This window comes from Mangrovibacter phragmitis, assembly GCF_040429585.1.
Taxonomy (GTDB): Bacteria; Pseudomonadota; Gammaproteobacteria; order Enterobacterales; family Enterobacteriaceae; genus Mangrovibacter; species Mangrovibacter phragmitis.
In genome coordinates, this window is sequence record NZ_CP134782.1 from 4,482,439 (window position 1) to 4,500,785 (window position 18,347).

Consider the following 18,347-nt stretch of genomic DNA (forward strand, 5'->3'; position numbering starts at 1 on the left):
TATGATTTATATTTCTGCCATCGGTGTGATTAATGCACTGGGGAATACCGCAGCCGGGGTGGCACAACACCTGGTGCAGGGTAAATCCCCCGGCATGCGCCCACGAGCTGGGTGGTTGTCCGGCCACCCGCAGGCGGTGTTGGGCGGAGTGGACGGCGAGCTGCCAGTCATTCCCGAGACATTCCATGCGCATCACACCCGCAACAACCAGTTGCTGCTGGCGGCACTGGCGCAAATCCAGCCCACCGTTGACCAGGCCATTGCACAATACGGGCTGGCGCGAATCGCTATTGTGATGGGTACCAGCACGTCCGGGCTGGATGAAGGTGACCAGCATGTGCGCCTGAGCCTGACAGGCCAGCCCAGCGAGCACTGGCGCTACCCACAGCAAGAATTAGGTGACCCTTCGCGTTTTCTCAGTAAATGGCTTGGCACCACGGGCCCGGCATTTACGCTGTCAACCGCGTGTTCATCCAGCGCCCGGGCTATTATCAGCGGGCAACGCCTGCTTGCGGCGGGCCTTGCCGATATTGCTATTGTTGGCGGCGCTGACACGCTGAGCCGTATGCCGGTTAACGGGTTCCATAGCCTTGAATCGCTCTCGCCTGGTCTGTGCCAGCCATTCAGCCGTGACCGAAGCGGCATCACCATTGGCGAAGGTGCGGCACTGATGGTGCTGACCAAAACACCACAGGATCTCGCATTACTGGGGGTTGGGGAATCCAGCGATGCCTGGCATATTTCTGCCCCGCATCCGGAAGGGAAAGGTGCGATTCAGGCAATCCAGCAGGCGCTGGATAATGCCGGGCTGTCTGCAAATGAGATTGGGTATATCAATCTGCACGGTACCGCCACCCGTCTTAACGACCAGATAGAATCCAGGGTAGTGCATGATTTATTTGGCGACAAAATACCTTGCAGCTCCACCAAACACCTGACCGGCCATACACTGGGCGCAGCAGGCATTACTGAAGCAGCACTGAGCGCCCTGATTTTGCGCCAGAGGCTGCCTTTACCAGCCCAGGACTTTACGCTATCGCCACTCGACCCGGCATTACCGCCCTGTGGCATTCTCCAGCAATCACAGCCCCTGGTTCGCCCCATTATCATGTCAAACTCGTTCGCCTTTGGGGGAAACAACGCCAGTATTATTTTAGGGAGAACCTCATGAGCCGCTACCAGCCACCCGGCAACTATCTGCCGCATGAATCCCCCATGATACTGCTGGATGAAGTCGTCAGCGTGGCCGATAACAGTGCCGATTGCCGGGTCGCTATTCACTCTGCTGGGGTGTTAGCGCCTTTTCTGACAGCGGAACATACCCTGCCCGGTTGGTACGGTCTGGAACTGATGGCACAAACCGTTGGGGTCTGGTCCGGCTGGCACCGCCAGCAACGTGGTCAACAAAGCATTGCACTGGGTATGGTGCTGGGCGCCCGCGAATATACCTGCCCTGCAGGTGAATTCCCGGCTGATGTAATACTGGATATCCATGTCAGCCTGCTGATGCAGGATGCCCGCTTCGGCAGTTTTGAATGCACAATCAGCCACCTTAATCAAACCCTGGCAACCGGGCGCATTAATACCTTCCAGCCCGATAGCGAGGAATTAGCTTCACTTTTTCAACAGGGAAAAACGCCATGAAACGTTCCGTGCTTGTCACTGGTGCCAGTAAAGGCATAGGCCAGGCCATTGCCCGGCAACTGGCGGCAGATGGTTTTATTGTCGGAGTGCATTATCACAGCGATGCCTCTGGCGCGCGTGCCACACTGGATGCCATTGAACAGGCTGGCGGCCAGGGGCGGCTTTTATGTTTCGATGTTGCCAACCGCCAGCAATGCCAGGAAGTTATTGAACAGGATATTGAGTCTCACGGTGCCTGGTACGGGGTTGTGAGTAATGCCGGGATCACGCGGGATGGCGCGTTTCCCTCCCTGAGCGATGACGACTGGGACCGTGTTATCCATACCAATCTGGATAGTTTTTACAACGTTATTCACCCTTGCATAATGCCCATGATCAGTGCCCGTCAGGGCGGAAGGATCATCACGCTTTCATCGGTTTCTGGCGTGATGGGCAACCGTGGGCAGGTAAATTACAGCGCTGCAAAAGCGGGCATTATTGGCGCGACCAAAGCCCTCGCCATTGAGCTGGCAAAACGCAAAATCACTGTCAACTGCATTGCTCCCGGTCTGATTGATACGGGAATGGTCGCACTTGAAGAAACTGCAATGAAAGAAGCTATGTCCATGATCCCCATGAAACGAATGGGGCAAGCCGAAGAGGTTGCCGGGCTGGCCAGTTATTTAATGTCTGATATCGCCGGTTATGTCACTCGCCAGGTGATTTCTATAAACGGAGGTATGTTATGACAAGGCGTGTTGTCATTACTGGCATGGGTGGGGTAACTGCGTTTGGGGAAAACTGGGCAAACGTTGCCAGCCGCTTATTGGCCGGCAAAAATGCTGTACGTAAAATGCCAGAATGGCAGGTTTATGACGGGCTGCATACGTTACTGGGTGCGCCAATCGATGATTTCACACTACCAGACCATTATACACGTAAGCGCATTCGCGCTATGGGCCGAGTTTCACTGCTCTCCACCCGCGCTACTGAACTGGCACTGACTGAGGCCGGGCTGATTGATGACCCGGTACTCACCAGCGGAGAAACCGGCATCGCTTACGGCTCCTCTACCGGGAGCACCGGGCCGGTGAGTGAGTTCGCCACCATGCTCACAGAAAAGCACACTAATAATATTACCGGTACCACCTATGTGCAGATGATGCCACACACCACCGCCGTAAATACGGGGTTGTTTTTTGGCCTGCGCGGGCGAGTCATTCCCACTTCCAGCGCCTGTACATCGGGTAGCCAGGCCATTGGATATGCCTGGGAAGCCATTCGCCACGGGTATCAGACTGTTATGGTGGCCGGTGGCGCTGAAGAGTTGTGCCCATCTGAAGCGGCAGTATTTGATACGTTATTCGCCACCAGCCAGCGTAATGACGCGCCACACACCACCCCTTCCCCATTTGACCAAAACCGCGACGGGCTGGTCATTGGTGAAGGTTCAGGCTCGTTGATTCTTGAAGAACTGGAACACGCCAAAGCCCGTGGCGCCACCATTTATGGTGAAATTGTTGGGTTTGCCACCAACTGTGATGCGGCACATATTACTCAACCGCAGAAGGCCACCATGCAAGTGTGTATGGAAAAAGCATTAAATATTGCCGGATTATCTGCCAGCGATATTGGCTATATATCTGCACACGGCACAGCCACGGACCGTGGGGATATTGCAGAAAGCCAGGCCACCGCAGCAATTTTTGGAAATAAAACGCCGATTTCATCGTTAAAAAGCTATTTTGGGCACACCCTTGGCGCATGTGGCGCACTGGAGGCCTGGATGAGCCTTGAGATGATGCGGGAAGGATGGTTTGCGCCAACCATTAACCTGCACCAACCAGATGAGCAGTGCGGTGAGCTTGATTACATTATTGGCGAAGCCCGCCACATTGATTGTGAATACCTGCAGAGCAATAACTTTGCATTCGGCGGTATCAACACATCCATCATTATTAAACGCTGGGCCTGACTGTGTCGCGCCCCCGGAGAATTGTTCGTCGGGGGTGCAATGTAAAACCGGCGTGGGACATTAAAGGGAATATCAGGAATGTCTGCTGAGTGCCAGGGGCTGAATAATAATGTGTATCATGGGCACATTACCAGGCACGGGAACCCGGCGAAGGCAGGGGTTATCCCTCCTCTGCTATTGAGAATAGGTCGTTTAATTTGTAAACGATATCTCGTTGATTAAAGCACAGAGTGGGGATTACTGCTGCTTACACTTCTGACAAACAGTGAAAGACGGAAGTAACCAAAAGGCCTGCGTAAAGAAAAAATGTGTCGCGATGAGTGATGACATTACCTTACGACAGACACCGGCGGTGAAAAACAGCACCGGACGGATTCAGGACGCCATTACTACGAATCCTGTTTCTGTTGTACCTCAGGCCATATGATAGCCTGTGCAACAATCACATCCTGCCCATTAAACGTCGCGGCGGGTGAACCATACAGTTGATAACCAAGCGCCAGCGCTTCTGAAATCCGATGACAAAATTTAGCGTCATCCTTACCAGTCAGGAGACGATAACGAGGTAGACCATCCGGAGATTCATGGCCCTTATTTTTTATTTCTGGGTTGATCATGGTAGTGCTCATCTTCAAGTTGAGCCTTATAGGCTCTGTCGTTATTCTTACCTTCACAAAACCATAAAATACCATAATGGTCAATCTGGACCATGCGTCCAGGGGAGTGCTCCCGAGCCCGGACGCCCCCTGTGTGCTATAAGCAGACGTTAAGCGTTAGTTGACGGATCATACTCCCACTGCGATTCGTCACTGTAAATCGTACCATCATCATCCATGACTTGGGCATTAAAGTGTCTTGTAATCCGCAACATCTTTCTATACAGGTATGTATCGGGCCATGTGGTATAAATATTACCTGCGCTCCAGTCAAGCCATGGTTCTTCGTACAAAGAGTGACCTGACCACAAGGCGTTGTAATCGCCGTTTATAATATATCTGCTTAATTCATTATCGTTATTAATGTAGTTAAGCCATTCATCTGCGGTTATCTGCGCATCCTCATTATCTGCCCAAAATTCAGCTCTCGTTATGTGCAATTCAACACCCATAGCATCTCCTTAACGCTGGTATAGACTTCACAAACTAGCATAGTGGTTTATTAAAAACGAGGTGAGTAACACTGCAGAATATATAGACTTGAACGATATGTCTGCTCTTCGCTCAAAGCTGAAACTCACTACAACCAACGCCGTTTCTTCTATGGAAAAATAAATTAATGCAATAAAATTCTTCATAATTAATTCAAATATATTAAATATTCATGATTATAAAATCATCACAATAGCTACATTTCCCAATGATCATCCACCCATGAGGCGGGACAATCATCGATGTGGACATCCCATTCTGCTGTTGATAATGCAGATGTTAAATGAGTGATAGCGTTTAGCCAATAAGTAACTGACTTAACGATAATATTTTCGTCTCGATAAGGGAGTTTAATTGCCCCTTCCAATATGTATTCATCTGATGGCACGCTGTAAAATGATAGTGTTTCACCTTCATCTTTGTAAGGGAAATCCTCATTAAAAGCATCTACAATTGACTGAAAATGTACTTTTTCCACTGGATTGACAGGTAGATTTCTTATGGCTGAATAATAAATTTATACGCTCATATATGTTCCTAAATTGCACATGTGAGTTTGGGTGCAATAATTTAAATTTTAATAAAAATCAGAAATGTAATTCATTGATCCCACTTATTTCATTCTGAAACTTTAATTTACTTACAATACTTCTCGTGAAGACCATTGAATGACTTGATTTGCAATTGATATTCACTCACTAAGAACTCATCGTCAGATGCGTATAGAACGGGTCGGCGTGAGTATTTTACATTCAATATCAAATGGTATGGCTCAGCAGAAATAAAACGAACACCTATTTTTCTATTCATTTCTGTTTTACCAGAAATGATTCCGCAAACATAATCCCCACCCTCGAAGTGATGAGTTTTCATTTCGGAGAATGAAATTGGCTTTGAAAAATCGATATCACTATCGCAAAAACCCAACATCATTTTCTTCATACGTGGACTTGAAGGTTCTTTTGCTAAAAAACCTTTGAATAAATCACAACTGCCAGTTGGACCCGCTGCCTTTTTAAGAAAACCAATCACATATGGTTTAATTTGTTCATGTTGAAAATTCTCTTGGCCATACGAAACTGGAACTATAAATGATAGAAGCGACGCTGATAAAACCATACTTTTCATGGGCCTTCTTCCTTGAATGGACGTCCATGTTACATCGGCAGAAAAATACATAACTTTAATAACTGGGATTTTAAGCCAAGTTAGACGCCTAAATCACCTTGTGGTGCAGCCAGTCCGCTTCTCGCTCATAACTGCACTACGGCATTTGAGTGCCAAGAGAAGGCGTTGTTGTAGTTGCTCGGAGGACAGAATCTGTGCATGGTGGTGGTAAAGAAGCCGCGTTAAATGGCTACGATCATTTGTTGACATTAGTATCAGCCCCCCTTAAAAACAGGCAGCAAATGACTGACACAAAAAGACGTAAATTGGATGAGTGAAAAACTAAAATTCATGTTGTTGGCGCTTGAACACTCCCGCCAAGCATTACCGGAATGCAGGCCTAATCCACCGGTAGGGTGCGTGATTGTTCATAACGGGGAAGTGGTCTCGAAAGGGTTCACGCATTCCCCGGGCCATAATCATGCTGAGGTAGACGCAATTTCTAAACTAAAGTTTCCAATTCGGGAATGTGAAATCTTTGTCACGCTTGAACCGTGCTCTTTCCAGGGAAGAACCCCATCCTGTGCATTAACACTTGCAGAGTTGAAGCCAAAACATGTCTATGTAGCTTTAGAAGATCCACACCCTAGAAACAGGGGTGAAGGACTCAATATCTTAAAAAATGCAGGTGTCAGTTTCACATTAGGTCTTGGCAAACAAGAAGTGGAGGACTTTATTTCACCCTATTTAGTGAAGTCATGACCTGCTCCCAGATGATTAATACACCGCGATGCCAGCAATGTCAGCAGATCGCTCACGGCGGACATCAAAACGCAGTTTTATGTTAATCAACGAGCTGCAACTTGTATGTTAGAAGTGAATCCTATTGACCATAGGTAACCTCAGCGTTATTAATATCGTAATATTTATCAATATCATAAGCCTGAGGACTCAAATGTGATTTATTTCCGATCGATGACGGAAAATGAGTATCCTGCTTACCTGGAATATTTTGTTCATGATTATGCATATGAGATCGGATCAAACTACGGGATCTCCCAACGTGATTCTCTTGCAAGAGCGAAGCAGGAAATTTCGGAATTGCTTCCCGAGGGCGTTAAGACGCATGGGCAAGTTCTATTGTGTATAGTTGCGCACTCGGATAATACTGACAACCATGTAGGTTATCTCTGGTACAAACCAGATACGACTATGCGCATCGTTTTTATCTACGATTTTCATATCTTCAATTCCAGCCAAGGACTGGGGCTTGGCAAACAGTCTCTACGTGCTTTTGAAGAGTATCTGCGGGCGAAGGATTTTAAAGAGATCAGATTGCGTGTTGCGGGTGATAATACTCGCGCCCAGCATATATATGTAACCAGCGGATTTGGGATTACGGGCGTAAACATGAGTAAATCTATTGCGGACTGAGACACTGACACTAAACAAAATCCAGTACAATTTGAATAACAAGTCTGTTTTCGCTCTCTGCAGCCCTTCCGCTCAGGTAACTTGTCCGCTCCGGGCCAGGAGCGGGCAAAGATGACCCTGAACGCTGCGAATAAACAACAAGCTGGCATACCCATTCATTTTTCACAGTAGGAAATGCGGTATCCATTACCTTTCCTGAGTACGCTGGCAAACCCGGCATGACTTAAGTGCATGCCTGCAATCAGCAGTTTTTCGCTGACAGCTTTTTCCATAATTTTCTGCCTTGTTTCCTCTGCCTGAGCGGGATCGGTGTCGAATAAAATAGTAACAGCGGGTTGTGCTGACTGAATATGAGGATAATGGACGATGTCTCCCCATATTAATAAGCACTCTTCATCGGCATCGATACGAAATCCTGTATGCCCGGGGGTATGCCCAGGTAGCCATACCGGGAGAATGCCTTCTGCTATTTTGTCGCCGTTAAAAAAACGCACATTCCGGGCATAAGTGTCTAACATTTGGCGGGCCAGCCAAAAATTACGTTGCCCACGCTCATTCGCTATTTTGAGTTTTTCATCGTCCTGCCAGTATTGTGCTTCGAGAGGATGAAGAATAATTTCAGCGCGTTTAAAAACCGGCTGTTTTTCAGAATCCAGCAGGCCCCCAATATGATCCGGATGGCAGTGTGTCAATAAAACTGTATCGACATCGTCAGGGCTGACACCCGCTGTGGCAAGATTTGCTTTGAGTTGTCCTGCCATATTGTTCAGCGAACCTGTGCCAGCATCAACCAAAATTATTCGACCCCGACCGCGAATAAGATAACAGTTTATATGGATATCACCGGGCTTATTGATTCCGGCACTGCATTGAATGATGTTCGCATCAGCTTTTTCGATGCCTGACAGCAAATCCAGACTGGCGGACATATTGCCGTCACTCAGCGCAGTTATTTGAAAATCTCCAATCTGACGGAACGGAAAGGGATGGCTCATCGATACCTCGGGGTTAGTTGCGGGCGAATATGTGTTCTGCTGGGTAACCAAAACAGCGAATACGAGTTGTCAGACCAGAGACCTGCTGAGTGGCAAAATCCAGTTGACGCATAAAGTTCTCCATCACTTCATGGGTACGTAGCGCTGTCAAACGATAAAAGAGCTCAGCACAGACCGGTTGCCCGCATCCCGCCTTTACATAGACAAAAATGATATGAATGTTTTTGGGTTCTGCGCCGAGGATGTCACAACACAGGACACTGCATTTATGGGTAAAATCATCAAGGTTTTTAAACTTGTCACCGTGATTTTCAGAAATATAAAAAGTCAGATTAGGCATGATGTTATAGCTTCCCTTCTTCAGCATTTTGCAACTGTGCTGTCAGAGGTTCGTAGAGGCACACACTGGGGACCTCTGTAAATAGTGAGGCAATTTCAACAGGCAAAACATACGCAACACGATATACAGGGGATTTATCCAGCCCCACCGCATGCATTTCCAGCCCCCTGTATCCCCGTTCTTTATCTAAAAAGTCGATTGGCTTTGGACTCAATAGCAGAATTTCATCGGAAGATATGGCTGGAGCGAGGCCTTCACCCGCATACAGGTTACGATGCCAGTCAGTAATGCAGGCCTGCCAACGAGAGAAATTACCACCTCCTTTTAAACGGTAATCCTCACTGCTGAGAACATCCGCATCATGAATAGTATGAATGGCAAGGTATACAGGGCAGCCGGATTGGGTTGCGCGAAAGCGTTGAGACGTAGCAAAGCCAGTAACAGATATTAAAGCGGGTAGTTTTTGCTTGCTGTAAAAGGCATTCCATTCTTCCTCGCTTTCAGGTTCGTTATACGAGCATTCCACGGTATAGAACATCAGCTCATCTCCACATGAAACATAGACGTAAGAAAATACATTCTCTTAATGACTTTTGATCATGCTATAAGCTGATTTCACAACTTAAAATCGATAATATGTCACGATATAGTGACATTAAGTCAATATAAGCACGTTGCAGGCTCTGAGAAAGGATCAGGTTTTATGCGCAGAAAAATCCCCAGTAGTGCGTCCCTGCAGGCTTTTGATGCCGCCGCAAGACATGGTAATTTTGCCCGGGCCGCAGAGGAGTTGTCGTTAACGGAAGGGGCCATTAGCCGCCAGATTGCGCGTCTTGAAGCTTTGTTGAACTGTAAATTGTTTGACCGTATGGGAAGCCGGGTGAAGCTTAACCCTGTCGGTGCGTGCTACGCACATCATGTGCATGAAACGCTCGAACGGCTCGAAAGAGACACACAGTACATAATGGGAATGCCTGAAGGCAGTAAGAATCTGGATATCGCCGTCCTGCCGACCTTTTCCAGCCGTTGGCTTATTCCCCGTCTGAACAGCTTTAACTCTTTGTTCCCGGACATAACGCTAAATATTGCGGCCAGAACCGATCCGTTCATTTTACCTGGCAGTGGCTTTGACGCTGTCATTCATTTTGAACATTCCGCATGGGCAGGCATGCGTATGCTATTCCTGTTTCAGGAAAAGCTGCTGCCTGTTTGCCATCCTGCATTGTTGACAGATAGTGACGTCAATCAACAGTTAAACGAACTTCCGCGAATTCACCGTCGACAGAATCCTGATGCATGGCATCACTATGCCCGGGAAAGTGGAATACACCTCGATAACCCGGCTCAGGGTGTATGGTACGATCTTCATGAAATGGTAATTGCTGCTGTTATGGCGGGGCAAGGGATTGCACTGGTTCCGCGTATGTATATCGAGAATGAATTGAGCTGCGGCATGCTTGTTTCGCCCTGGCCTGCCTCAGACAGCCTTAGCAAAAAATTCTGTTTAGTAAAACCGACGGAAACGGGAATAAATGAGGTGGCTCTGGAGAGTTTTGAACGCTGGTTGCTTGCTGAAATGAATACGCCTGCAAGCACAGCTTAAAACCGAACGGTGAGGTTACGTCCATTTTTCGCTGTGAGTTCAACGAGTCGATGCAACGCTATCCTTAATCAAGAGCATACTTTCACCCATTGTTATATTTTTGAAATAAAATAATCACACAATGTTATTATTAAGCGTGTAATTTAATATCAGCCTTTCATCCAACTGAGCGGATTCATTATGCACTCTTTTGCCATTTTCCTCTCTTCACTGTTTATGTGCAGTACAGTTTTTGCCAGTTCAGTGACCTCCGTGTCGCTCGAGGAACTGTCATCCGCACTGAATGAACGCATGCTGTTAATGCCAGCGGTGGCTGGCTATAAAGCGCAGCATCACTTACCCGTTGAAGACCTGTCGCGGGAGAAAGTTGTCATAGACGGTATGAGACAAAATGCTCAGGACGCCGGGCTTGCTTCCGACACCGTTGTCCCTTTTGTCCATGCGCTGATGAATGCCGGGAAGGCAATTCAGTACCGCTGCCTGGCCGACTGGCTGGCCACACCGCAGGCCAGGGTTCACGTTACCGAACTTGCGGATACCAGACAAAAGATACAACAGACTGATAATCGGCTGATGACGGCCATCAGCCAGCGTCTGATGGCCGGCTCCTTTACCGAAGCCGATATGGCGTGGCTTATATCGCAGATGACGGCACCAGGACTTAGCGCTGCGGATAAAAATAATCTGCTGTCAGCCCTGTCGCGCATTGAGCGAGCCAGTTAACGAAACGGAGGTCAAGTCCCCGCCGCAACAGACGCGTTCTTCCGCTTCGACAGCGCAGTCAAAATACTGCTCCGCACTGGACTTACATCTTGAGGTGGCGGGCCGGACTATAGAAATGCATCCCCCTGAACGATGTTTCCTGGAATATATCTGAGACCGAATTTTACCTTTGATGTGCACGGATTCATCCCTGTTTAGCACTTCCCTGAGCCGGGATACGTTCCTGACGGTGAAACCATTACCCAGCAGGTCTTTTTCTGTCAATTCTCGGGGCACATGATCTCCTTCACTCATGATCTCAGGCGGCTGACTGCGGCACAGGGCATTGTGGCAGGCCCGAAATTTCGTCAGGCACAGGAATGGATCCGCAACCAGAATTAAGGTGAACTTCCACAGAATCTTCATAAAAAACCGGCTGCGTCGTGATATTTTTTCAAGCACATCATCTATAGCGCCCCTTTTTCCTTTTTAACCGAATGTTAAGCGAGTCGCGATACACAATGTGGGTGCGGCCCTGAAACACACTAACCTTGCAGCGTAAACAAGTTCCCTTTACGTAACAGACTATTCTGCACAGCTATTTAGAGTAAGTATTGCTTTCTGTACTACAAACTAAGTGACGGAAAAATATGAGCAAAACCACATCGACATATCATCAAGCCGGCCTTAGCCGTCGGGGATTCCTTGGCCTTGGAGCTGCAGTCACTGTTGCCGCACTTGTGCATTCCCGTAGTGCTTTCTCAATGCCAACCGTCTTTCCAACAGGCGTAACTATCCACGATAAGTCAGCGACCTATGTCTGTGATGTCATGTTCAGCACATCCGGCAAAACTTATTTGATTGATATCAACGGCCTGGTTGTCAAACAGTGGGAGCACAAAGGTGAACCTGCGCGAATAGTCGATCCCTCTCTTGTTGGTGGGCGTAAGGGCGTCGCTGGCATGACTCTTGATATGGTGGATGCGTCCCGGATGCCAAATCTGGCAGGAATCGGACTCGTGCCCGGGCGCAAGACTGCAAAGATCAACAAGACATTTGGCCTTCTTGACTGGAATGGAAACGTTATCTGGCAGTGGAGTGGCATTGATTCTGTCGGGGCAGCACTACAACATCACGACTGGGAATTACTCTCCAACGGCAACATGCTCATCCTTTCCGACAGGATGCGAGAGGATCCGCGTTTTAAAATCGGCAAAATTGTTGATGACGTGATTTATGAGATAACCCCTTCTGGTAAGGTCGTATGGCAATGGTCAGCAACTGACCATTTGGACGAATTTGGCTTCACTCCAGAGGAAATGAAGCTAGTCACAGCAACTAACGGTCCTGACTATCTGCATATGAATGCTATGGCTGCTCTTGGTCCAAATCGTTGGGAAATGGCAGGAGACAAACGTTTTGCAGCTGAGAACATCATTTTCAGTTCACGTAACGCCAATTTCATTGCCATTATAGACCGCAAGACTGGCCGTATTGTCTGGAGGATTGGACCAAATTATCCTCATTTGACGCCTGCCGAAACGGGTAAACTTCCTCATCCCGTCAACCAGATGAGTGGTCAGCATAACGCTCATATGATTCCTGAGGGATTGCCTGGTGCGGGGAATATCCTTGTTTTCGACGACCAGGGTGAAGCCGGTTACCCTATTGCTCCACGAGCCCTGCTGGGAGGATCACGTATTCTGGAGATAGACCCTGCGACCAGGGAAATTGTCTGGCAGTACACTGCCAGTATGAGCGGTAATCCCGATTCTACATTCTTTAGTCCATTCGTCAGTGGAGCACAACGCCTCCCTAATGGAAATACTCTGATTGACGAAGGGATCGATGGGCGCTTCTTCCAGGTAACTCCTACAGGGAAGATAGTCTGGGAATATATTGTCCCATTCACCGGCATCGGGCCGGGGGGCACCACAGGCCATCCGGTAGAAAGTAATCTCACCTATCGCGCTCAGGCCGTACCTCTGAACTGGATTCCGCGCTAGCCTGTTCTGCCTCCAGGAAGATATGTGGCAGGTGCGTTTTGTATGCAACCCCGATGTGAAAAACATTACAAACATTGGGTATAATCAAAGTATTAGCGCAACAAACTCTACAGGAATACGAATGAAAACTTTACTGGGAAGTGCATTGCTTGTTGTTAGTTCATTTTCTTTTGCCATGGAACCGGCCCCTGTTGTCACTACTGAGTCGGGCAAAGTTCAGGGATATCGCACTGATGACGGTATCAGTGTTTATAAAGGGATCCCATATGCGGCTAATCCTTTTACCGCTGCACGACGGTTTCAGAATCCCCAGCCCATGCAGCCCTGGCAAGGTATAAAAAAAACTGTGTCTGACTCGCCAGTGCCACAACCGGGAAGGACCTCCGCGCAACCATTAGTTGGGCGGGCTGGCGACTTAACCCTCAATATATGGCGCCCTGATGATATCAAAGGGAAAATACCGGTTATGGTCTGGATCCCTGGAGGGGCCTGGATCAGGGAAGATGCGACTGAGCCTGTGTATGACGGAAGCGTGTTTGCTAAAAAAGGCGTGATGATAGTCACGGTTAACTACAGAGTGGGTGTAGATGGATTTATGCATTTCGCCCATCGTCCTGACAACCGTGGTATAGCTGACCAGATTGCTGCACTTAAATGGGTGCAGCGAAATATCGCGAACTTCGGAGGGGATCCTGGCAGAGTGACACTCTTCGGACAATCCGCCGGTGCGGGTAGTGTTGCCATACATTTAGGAAACCCAGAGACCAAAGGGCTTTATCAGCAGGCCATTTTGCAGAGCCCTCCAGTGCAGTGGATTAGCCCTGCCGATGCAACACGAATAACCGAACAATTTTCCCGGAATCTGGGGATTTCTGCCGACCCCGAAGCTGTAGCCAGGGTGCCTTTTGAGGCGCTGGTTCAGAATGTGTTAAAAGTTGGAAATCAAATCAAAGATCCTGCCCGGTGGGGAAAGCTTTCCCTGGGAGGTACTGCATTTTTGCCAGTTGCCGACAATAAAATCATCGTCAGGAGCCCAATAGAAGACCTGGCTAATAGTGACAGTAACCGCGTTCCGGTTATCGTAGGCAGCACCGACAGTGAGTCCAGATTATATTTGGTCCCCGGCGGCGGTCTGCAAAAGTTCACGGAAAAGGATGTGAGCACTGTCATACATCAAATGGGTCTCCCCTCAGGAACTCTTCAGGCCTATGCAAAAAACAGTATTAATGCGCAGAGTCCGGGTGACATTTACGCTCAGATAATGTCGGACTACACATTCAGAATGCCTGCACTGAAAATAGCCAATATTATGAGCAAAAACCAGAACACATGGTTTTATAACTTTTCCTGGCGGTCACCCGCTTACCATGGCCGCCTGGGGGCTGCGCATTTTGTAGACGTCCCCTTTACGTTCGGGACGATTCATACAAAAGAGGCAGAAAACTTTGTCGGGGTAAATCCGCCGGTGTCCTTGTCTGAAAGTATCAATAACGCCTGGGTCTCGTTTGCTAAATATGGCAATCCGGGGTGGCCGCAATATTCAGATAAAGATAAACAAACGATGATGTTCAACACAACCAGTAGCGTGGCGACCAGCATGGATCCACAAATCGCGTCTCTGTGGGAAAAGTTCCGGTTCTAAAAATAATGCGCCAGTAAATGATATTGACAGTGGGTTTGTGAAAGGCACCTCAGCAGATAACGGCACCGGATTGTGCCCAGGAATTACGTGCTCAGGAGGATGCGTTTTCATTTCATATCAAGTCTTTTAATCACGCATACGCCCTTGTGATGTCTGGGTATCCGCAGTCCATATGCGGATACCCATAACACTCCGGTTCCCTCAGGAACGGTACACGCTCAGTCGGTTAACTGTCGGGCAAGGGCCTGGTGATCCTGGTAGACTGCGGAGGTCTGGATCAACCGAATTTCACCCCCAGTTTCAGCAAAAAAGGCAGGTACGCCACGAACACCGAACGCCTGCATTAGCCTCTGAGCATGGCTTGCCCGGTCCTGGATATGAGCATGCAATATCTCACTTGACGAAATAAAGAGACTGGCAGCCTCCTCAAGCTTCAACACATTCAGTATACCGACCAACGTCCCTTGCGAGGTTACATCTAGACCATCCACATAACGCGCTTTCTGAATTGCTGAAAGGGCTTCCAGTTCACGCTCCGGTTCAGTAAGTGCCACGGCGGTAAGTGCGGCAGTGGCATTGCCACTGTCAAACTTTTGCTGACGGTTGGCCAGAACCTTTGCCTGATATTTTTCGGTGAAAGGCTGGCCTGTAATTGACTGGATACGTTGGTCATTACTCCAGGCGTATACCGCAAAATCGTCATCCATTGTGCGGGCACCGTCACCTGAGAACAACCCCGCAGGCAAGGGTTGAACCACGACATTTGTCGTATTGCGCAGGTAAGTGACTGCGGGCGTGGCACCATAGCACCAGCCACATAAAGGGTCAAAAAGGTAATAAAGCGTCTTTGTCATAAGTCTGAACCGAATGTTGGTTTAGTTAAGGACACTTTAATATTACTCTGCAGAAAGTCAGAGCTTTTTTGAATTTTTCAGGGAAAAAGAACTGCGACGAACCAGAATTTTGGGCAATGACCAGTCAGGAACGCATTCATGCACAGTCTCCTTAACAGCACCTCACTGCAACATGGTTTTCCGTTCCAGAGTGTCCACACCTTGCCGAATTAATAAGGGTACGAACGAGTATGCCATTGTCCGTCCTGCGCGGTTTCATCAGAATGTATGCATATTGATGAAAATCATAGTGATATCAGCAAAGTAATTGCATCCATGGGAAATAACGCATTGCGGCAATATTATCTTTTATAGAAATAAGGCACAGCAAATTAAAAAATATGAACAACAGAGCGTTTTTTTATAAACCGTTATTTTGCCATTATTGAATGCACTTTAGATGAAGCCACAGCCAACTTAAATTAAAGAATTGCTAATAAATGTCGTTATTACACATAAGACAACCAAACCGAGTGCTGCAATAATGATATGGAAAAATACCCAGGGTCGAATAGGCCTATTACTTATAAGCTTTTTCGTTATTTTATTGATAGTTACCTATATTGTTATCAAGCAATTTGTTGCTCCACAAATCATTGAAACTGAGACTGAAAATATTCAGGCGACGGTTAAATTACAAAGTAACGCGATTAAAGAGCAGATGAACCGCGTTAAGGCTCAGCAACGCTCAATCACTGAACTGGTTGCCGGGCTGCAAAGTCAGCAAATCGACGAATTTTTACCGCTTCTGGTTAACCAATATGGCGATTTAAACGTATTCGGTGGTGGGATTTGGCCTTTGCCTGGTCAGCGTGATCCGGCCCGGGAAAAATTCAGCACCTTCTATGCCCGTGACGCAAGCGGTAATCTGCAGGTCAACACCGTATGGAACCAGCCGGAATCGGCAAAATACTGGGAACAACCCTGGTATAAAGACGGCATGAATGCGCCAAAAGGCGAATGTGCGTGGGCGAAAGCCTATCAGGATGCGGCCAGCCCACAGCCGCGAACTAACTGTGCCATGGCTATCTGGAAAGACGGTAAAGTCTGGGGCGTGGCGACCATCGACGTGACACTGGGCTTCTTTAACCAATTGGCTGTCGAAATGGGCAAAGCGGTAAACGGTAGCGTACTAATTGTTGAAGCAGACGGCAAAATAGTTGGTAACGGCTCTTCCGTACAGGATAAACCAGCACTCTCAAACGTCCGTGATCTCGGCATTCCGGCTGCGGCACCGTTAGCCAGCCTGTTAAGCCAGGGTAAAACAACAGAAATGCGCGGAAGCTATGAAGGTACAGACGGCGCACATTCACTGTTCGTTCTGCCCATCAGCGGCAGCCCGTGGTTCATGGCGGTTGATATTCCGAGCAGCCACCTGGTAAGTATGTCTAATGCTATTATGACCAAACTCACCATTGTACAGGCGATTATCGGAATACTTATTGTCTTTATTATGATGTTTATTGTGCGTAATATTTTCCATAATGTGACGTTGCTCAATCGTAATATTGAAACGCTATCCAGCGGCGGGGCAGATTTAACGCAACGTCTTGCACAAAGTAAGAGCCCGGAATTTAACGCTATTATCAACAATTTCAATAAGTTTATTTCGTTCCTGAATGAGCTGATGCAACAGGTAGGGAATAGCTCAATGGCGATATCTTCGGCTTCGCGCCAGATTGCCAGCGGTAACCTGAACCTTTCCTCACGCACCGAAGATCAATCGGCATCAATTGTGGAAACGGCAGCGTCCATGGAAGAACTGACCAGCACCGTGCGCCTTAACGCAGAGAACGCATTGCAGGCGAACAAGCTGGCGGAAGAGGCTTCAGCGACCGCGAAACAAGGGGCCAGTGTAGTTAACAAAGTCGTCTCTACAATGAATAACATTAATGAGTCCTCCTCTAAAGTGGTGGAAATCATCAGTGTGATTGACGGCATCGCCTTCCAAACCAACATCCTGGCGCTTAATGCAGCAGTGGAAGCGGCCAGGGCGGGTGAGCACGGGCGTGGGTTCGCTGTGGTGGCTGGTGAAGTTCGTTCACTGGCGCAGCGCAGTGCCCGCTCAGCTCAGGAGATCAAAAAACTGATTGAAGAATCGGTGAGCAGCATTGAGCAGGGTAGCGGGCTGGTTCGTCAGGCAGGGACAACAATGGACGGCCTGATGGAGAAAGTTGAAAGCGTCGGTGTGCTGATCTCAGAAATCAGTTCTTCCAGCGATGAACAAAGTCGCGGAATTGCCCAGATCAACATCGCCGTCAACCAGCTCGATAGCGTAACACAGCAGAACGCTGCGCTGGTCGAAGAGGTGGCGGCCGCCGCGCAGTCCATGGAACAACAAACCTTACAACTCGAGAATGTCATTGGCAGCTTCAAGCTCTGACAGACAAAATAGCGCCGACCCTGCACCGTCGGCCTCAGATTGATAAGATAGCCTCTTCTGGGGCTATCTTACATTGAAAATCATATTCCGCATTGCCTGTTGCTGTGCTTTTGCTCGCAGCGATAAAGGCCAGAGGTGACTTCACTTTTCTAATCAAGAAATTGAGATTACCAGCATCTCTTTGTGTTAATCCATGAGAACATGGTCGGTATAACGTAATTTATTCTGGTAGAATGTTATGACCATTTAACAATAAATGGCTGTAACCACACTGACTTCATTTGCGGGAGATATCGGTATGAAAATTGGGATACTCTTCCCGATTGCTATTTTTTTCGTCGCTGTCATTTTTATTACCTGGTTTGTGGCAAGCGGTTACGCCACCTCATAAACAGATCACCAGAGCCCTGCTCAGCGAGGCAGGGTTATCCCCTTCTGCTTTTCCCTGTTGCCAACGACTACCTGCTGAGTCACAAGGCTTTTTTTTTGCGACATC

The 18,347-nt window shown here is 48.1% G+C and carries 20 protein-coding genes; 12 read left to right on the forward strand and 8 right to left on the reverse strand.

What is annotated here, in order from left to right; all coding sequences use genetic code 11:
• Nucleotide 1 precedes the first annotated feature (1 nt).
• The 4 genes from MPHASIOC01_RS21675 to MPHASIOC01_RS21690 are packed head-to-tail and all read left to right on the forward strand — an operon-like array spanning nucleotide 2 to nucleotide 3,598.
• Nucleotides 2-1,171 carry a beta-ketoacyl-[acyl-carrier-protein] synthase family protein gene (locus MPHASIOC01_RS21675; RefSeq protein WP_064596355.1) on the forward strand — a complete coding sequence of 390 codons (1,170 nt, stop codon included), beginning with the start codon at nucleotides 2-4 and terminating at the stop codon, nucleotides 1,169-1,171.
• Nucleotides 1,168-1,644: a hypothetical protein gene (locus MPHASIOC01_RS21680; RefSeq protein WP_064596357.1), complete on the forward strand. Its 477-nt coding sequence runs from the start codon at nucleotides 1,168-1,170 to the stop codon at nucleotides 1,642-1,644. Before MPHASIOC01_RS21675 ends, MPHASIOC01_RS21680 begins: the two co-directional genes overlap by 4 nt.
• Complete coding sequence (locus tag MPHASIOC01_RS21685) at nucleotides 1,641-2,372, forward strand: 3-ketoacyl-ACP reductase FabG2 (protein WP_353613282.1); 732 nt, start codon at nucleotides 1,641-1,643, stop codon at nucleotides 2,370-2,372. Before MPHASIOC01_RS21680 ends, MPHASIOC01_RS21685 begins: the two co-directional genes overlap by 4 nt.
• Nucleotides 2,369-3,598, forward strand: coding sequence for a beta-ketoacyl-ACP synthase (locus MPHASIOC01_RS21690; protein ID WP_064596360.1), 1,230 nt, complete (start codon nucleotides 2,369-2,371; stop codon nucleotides 3,596-3,598). The genes MPHASIOC01_RS21685 and MPHASIOC01_RS21690 overlap by 4 nt, the downstream gene beginning before the upstream one ends.
• Nucleotides 3,599-3,987: 389 nt before the next feature.
• On the opposite strand, the gene MPHASIOC01_RS21695 is transcribed toward MPHASIOC01_RS21690, so the two are convergent.
• From MPHASIOC01_RS21695 to MPHASIOC01_RS21710, 4 genes are all read right to left on the reverse strand, one after another.
• The gene (locus tag MPHASIOC01_RS21695) at nucleotides 3,988-4,215 is read right to left on the reverse strand and encodes a DUF1737 domain-containing protein (protein ID WP_353613283.1); all 228 of its coding nucleotides are present in this window, start codon (nucleotides 4,213-4,215) and stop codon (nucleotides 3,988-3,990) included.
• Nucleotides 4,216-4,364: 149 nt separating this feature from the next.
• Complete coding sequence (locus MPHASIOC01_RS21700) at nucleotides 4,365-4,706, reverse strand: hypothetical protein (protein ID WP_353613284.1); 342 nt, start codon at nucleotides 4,704-4,706, stop codon at nucleotides 4,365-4,367.
• A gap of 236 nt (nucleotides 4,707-4,942) precedes the next feature.
• Entirely contained in the window at nucleotides 4,943-5,224 is a 282-nt protein-coding gene (locus MPHASIOC01_RS21705; protein ID WP_353613285.1) for a hypothetical protein, read from the reverse strand.
• 158 nt (nucleotides 5,225-5,382) lie between these two features.
• Nucleotides 5,383-5,874 (reverse strand): hypothetical protein, encoded by a 492-nt coding sequence (locus MPHASIOC01_RS21710; RefSeq protein WP_353613286.1) that lies wholly within the window; start codon nucleotides 5,872-5,874, stop codon nucleotides 5,383-5,385.
• Between the two features lie 309 nt (nucleotides 5,875-6,183).
• Here MPHASIOC01_RS21710 and MPHASIOC01_RS21715 point away from each other — a divergent pair, with 309 nt between their 5' ends.
• Together MPHASIOC01_RS21715 and MPHASIOC01_RS21720 are read left to right on the forward strand one after the other, a co-directional pair.
• Entirely contained in the window at nucleotides 6,184-6,615 is a 432-nt protein-coding gene (locus MPHASIOC01_RS21715) for a bifunctional diaminohydroxyphosphoribosylaminopyrimidine deaminase/5-amino-6-(5-phosphoribosylamino)uracil reductase RibD (RefSeq protein ID WP_353613287.1), read from the forward strand.
• 195 nt (nucleotides 6,616-6,810) lie between these two features.
• Nucleotides 6,811-7,287, forward strand: coding sequence for a GNAT family N-acetyltransferase (locus MPHASIOC01_RS21720; protein WP_353613288.1), 477 nt, complete (start codon nucleotides 6,811-6,813; stop codon nucleotides 7,285-7,287).
• A 155-nt stretch (nucleotides 7,288-7,442) separates the two neighbouring features.
• Here the strand turns inward: MPHASIOC01_RS21720 and MPHASIOC01_RS21725 are convergent, their stop codons facing one another.
• Genes MPHASIOC01_RS21725 through MPHASIOC01_RS21735 form a run of 3 tightly spaced genes read right to left on the reverse strand, consistent with a single transcriptional unit; the run spans nucleotide 7,443 to nucleotide 9,160 of the window.
• Nucleotides 7,443-8,282, reverse strand: coding sequence for an MBL fold metallo-hydrolase (locus MPHASIOC01_RS21725; RefSeq protein WP_353613289.1), 840 nt, complete (start codon nucleotides 8,280-8,282; stop codon nucleotides 7,443-7,445).
• Nucleotides 8,283-8,295: 13 nt separating this feature from the next.
• Entirely contained in the window at nucleotides 8,296-8,622 is a 327-nt protein-coding gene (locus tag MPHASIOC01_RS21730) for a hypothetical protein (protein ID WP_353613290.1), read from the reverse strand.
• Between the two features lie 4 nt (nucleotides 8,623-8,626).
• Nucleotides 8,627-9,160: a sugar ABC transporter gene (locus MPHASIOC01_RS21735; RefSeq protein ID WP_353613291.1), complete on the reverse strand. Its 534-nt coding sequence runs from the start codon at nucleotides 9,158-9,160 to the stop codon at nucleotides 8,627-8,629.
• Between the two features lie 165 nt (nucleotides 9,161-9,325).
• Here MPHASIOC01_RS21735 and MPHASIOC01_RS21740 point away from each other — a divergent pair, with 165 nt between their 5' ends.
• The 4 genes from MPHASIOC01_RS21740 (at nucleotide 9,326) to MPHASIOC01_RS21755 (ending at nucleotide 14,575) form a co-directional block, all read left to right on the forward strand.
• Nucleotides 9,326-10,225, forward strand: a complete 900-nt coding sequence (locus MPHASIOC01_RS21740; protein WP_353613292.1) for a LysR substrate-binding domain-containing protein — start codon at nucleotides 9,326-9,328, stop codon at nucleotides 10,223-10,225.
• A gap of 180 nt (nucleotides 10,226-10,405) precedes the next feature.
• Complete coding sequence (locus MPHASIOC01_RS21745; RefSeq protein WP_156519021.1) at nucleotides 10,406-10,948, forward strand: chorismate mutase; 543 nt, start codon at nucleotides 10,406-10,408, stop codon at nucleotides 10,946-10,948.
• Between the two features lie 629 nt (nucleotides 10,949-11,577).
• Entirely contained in the window at nucleotides 11,578-12,933 is a 1,356-nt protein-coding gene (locus MPHASIOC01_RS21750) for an aryl-sulfate sulfotransferase (protein ID WP_353613293.1), read from the forward strand.
• 175 nt (nucleotides 12,934-13,108) lie between these two features.
• Nucleotides 13,109-14,575 (forward strand): carboxylesterase/lipase family protein, encoded by a 1,467-nt coding sequence (locus MPHASIOC01_RS21755; protein ID WP_064596507.1) that lies wholly within the window; start codon nucleotides 13,109-13,111, stop codon nucleotides 14,573-14,575.
• Between the two features lie 218 nt (nucleotides 14,576-14,793).
• Here the strand turns inward: MPHASIOC01_RS21755 and MPHASIOC01_RS21760 are convergent, their stop codons facing one another.
• Nucleotides 14,794-15,429 carry a DsbA family protein gene (locus MPHASIOC01_RS21760; RefSeq protein WP_353613294.1) on the reverse strand — a complete coding sequence of 212 codons (636 nt, stop codon included), beginning with the start codon at nucleotides 15,427-15,429 and terminating at the stop codon, nucleotides 14,794-14,796.
• A gap of 523 nt (nucleotides 15,430-15,952) precedes the next feature.
• Here MPHASIOC01_RS21760 and MPHASIOC01_RS21765 point away from each other — a divergent pair.
• Nucleotides 15,953-17,851 carry a methyl-accepting chemotaxis protein gene (locus MPHASIOC01_RS21765; protein WP_353613295.1) on the forward strand — a complete coding sequence of 633 codons (1,899 nt, stop codon included), beginning with the start codon at nucleotides 15,953-15,955 and terminating at the stop codon, nucleotides 17,849-17,851.
• Nucleotides 17,852-18,149: 298 nt separating this feature from the next.
• A complete protein-coding gene (locus tag MPHASIOC01_RS21770; RefSeq protein ID WP_156519022.1) occupies nucleotides 18,150-18,242 on the forward strand; it encodes a YoaK family small membrane protein in 93 nt (30 codons plus the stop codon).
• The last annotated feature ends 105 nt before the right edge of the window (nucleotides 18,243-18,347 follow it).

What these genes read in the sequence shown, in the direction of transcription:
- MPHASIOC01_RS21675 (WP_064596355.1), top strand. Translation starts at nt 2, where the DNA reads ATGATTTATATTTCTGCCATCGGTGTGATTAATGCACTGGGGAATACC.
- MPHASIOC01_RS21680 (WP_064596357.1), top strand. Translation starts at nt 1,168, where the DNA reads ATGAGCCGCTACCAGCCACCCGGCAACTATCTGCCGCATGAATCCCCC.
- MPHASIOC01_RS21685 (WP_353613282.1), top strand. Translation starts at nt 1,641, where the DNA reads ATGAAACGTTCCGTGCTTGTCACTGGTGCCAGTAAAGGCATAGGCCAG.
- MPHASIOC01_RS21690 (WP_064596360.1), top strand. Translation starts at nt 2,369, where the DNA reads ATGACAAGGCGTGTTGTCATTACTGGCATGGGTGGGGTAACTGCGTTT.
- MPHASIOC01_RS21695 (WP_353613283.1), bottom strand. Translation starts at nt 4,215, where the DNA reads ATGATCAACCCAGAAATAAAAAATAAGGGCCATGAATCTCCGGATGGT.
- MPHASIOC01_RS21700 (WP_353613284.1), bottom strand. Translation starts at nt 4,706, where the DNA reads ATGGGTGTTGAATTGCACATAACGAGAGCTGAATTTTGGGCAGATAAT.
- MPHASIOC01_RS21710 (WP_353613286.1), bottom strand. Translation starts at nt 5,874, where the DNA reads ATGAAAAGTATGGTTTTATCAGCGTCGCTTCTATCATTTATAGTTCCA.
- MPHASIOC01_RS21715 (WP_353613287.1), top strand. Translation starts at nt 6,184, where the DNA reads ATGAGTGAAAAACTAAAATTCATGTTGTTGGCGCTTGAACACTCCCGC.
- MPHASIOC01_RS21725 (WP_353613289.1), bottom strand. Translation starts at nt 8,282, where the DNA reads ATGAGCCATCCCTTTCCGTTCCGTCAGATTGGAGATTTTCAAATAACT.
- MPHASIOC01_RS21730 (WP_353613290.1), bottom strand. Translation starts at nt 8,622, where the DNA reads ATGCCTAATCTGACTTTTTATATTTCTGAAAATCACGGTGACAAGTTT.
- MPHASIOC01_RS21735 (WP_353613291.1), bottom strand. Translation starts at nt 9,160, where the DNA reads ATGTTCTATACCGTGGAATGCTCGTATAACGAACCTGAAAGCGAGGAA.
- MPHASIOC01_RS21740 (WP_353613292.1), top strand. Translation starts at nt 9,326, where the DNA reads ATGCGCAGAAAAATCCCCAGTAGTGCGTCCCTGCAGGCTTTTGATGCC.
- MPHASIOC01_RS21745 (WP_156519021.1), top strand. Translation starts at nt 10,406, where the DNA reads ATGCACTCTTTTGCCATTTTCCTCTCTTCACTGTTTATGTGCAGTACA.
- MPHASIOC01_RS21750 (WP_353613293.1), top strand. Translation starts at nt 11,578, where the DNA reads ATGAGCAAAACCACATCGACATATCATCAAGCCGGCCTTAGCCGTCGG.
- MPHASIOC01_RS21755 (WP_064596507.1), top strand. Translation starts at nt 13,109, where the DNA reads ATGGAACCGGCCCCTGTTGTCACTACTGAGTCGGGCAAAGTTCAGGGA.
- MPHASIOC01_RS21760 (WP_353613294.1), bottom strand. Translation starts at nt 15,429, where the DNA reads ATGACAAAGACGCTTTATTACCTTTTTGACCCTTTATGTGGCTGGTGC.
- MPHASIOC01_RS21765 (WP_353613295.1), top strand. Translation starts at nt 15,953, where the DNA reads ATGATATGGAAAAATACCCAGGGTCGAATAGGCCTATTACTTATAAGC.
- MPHASIOC01_RS21770 (WP_156519022.1), top strand. Translation starts at nt 18,150, where the DNA reads ATGAAAATTGGGATACTCTTCCCGATTGCTATTTTTTTCGTCGCTGTC.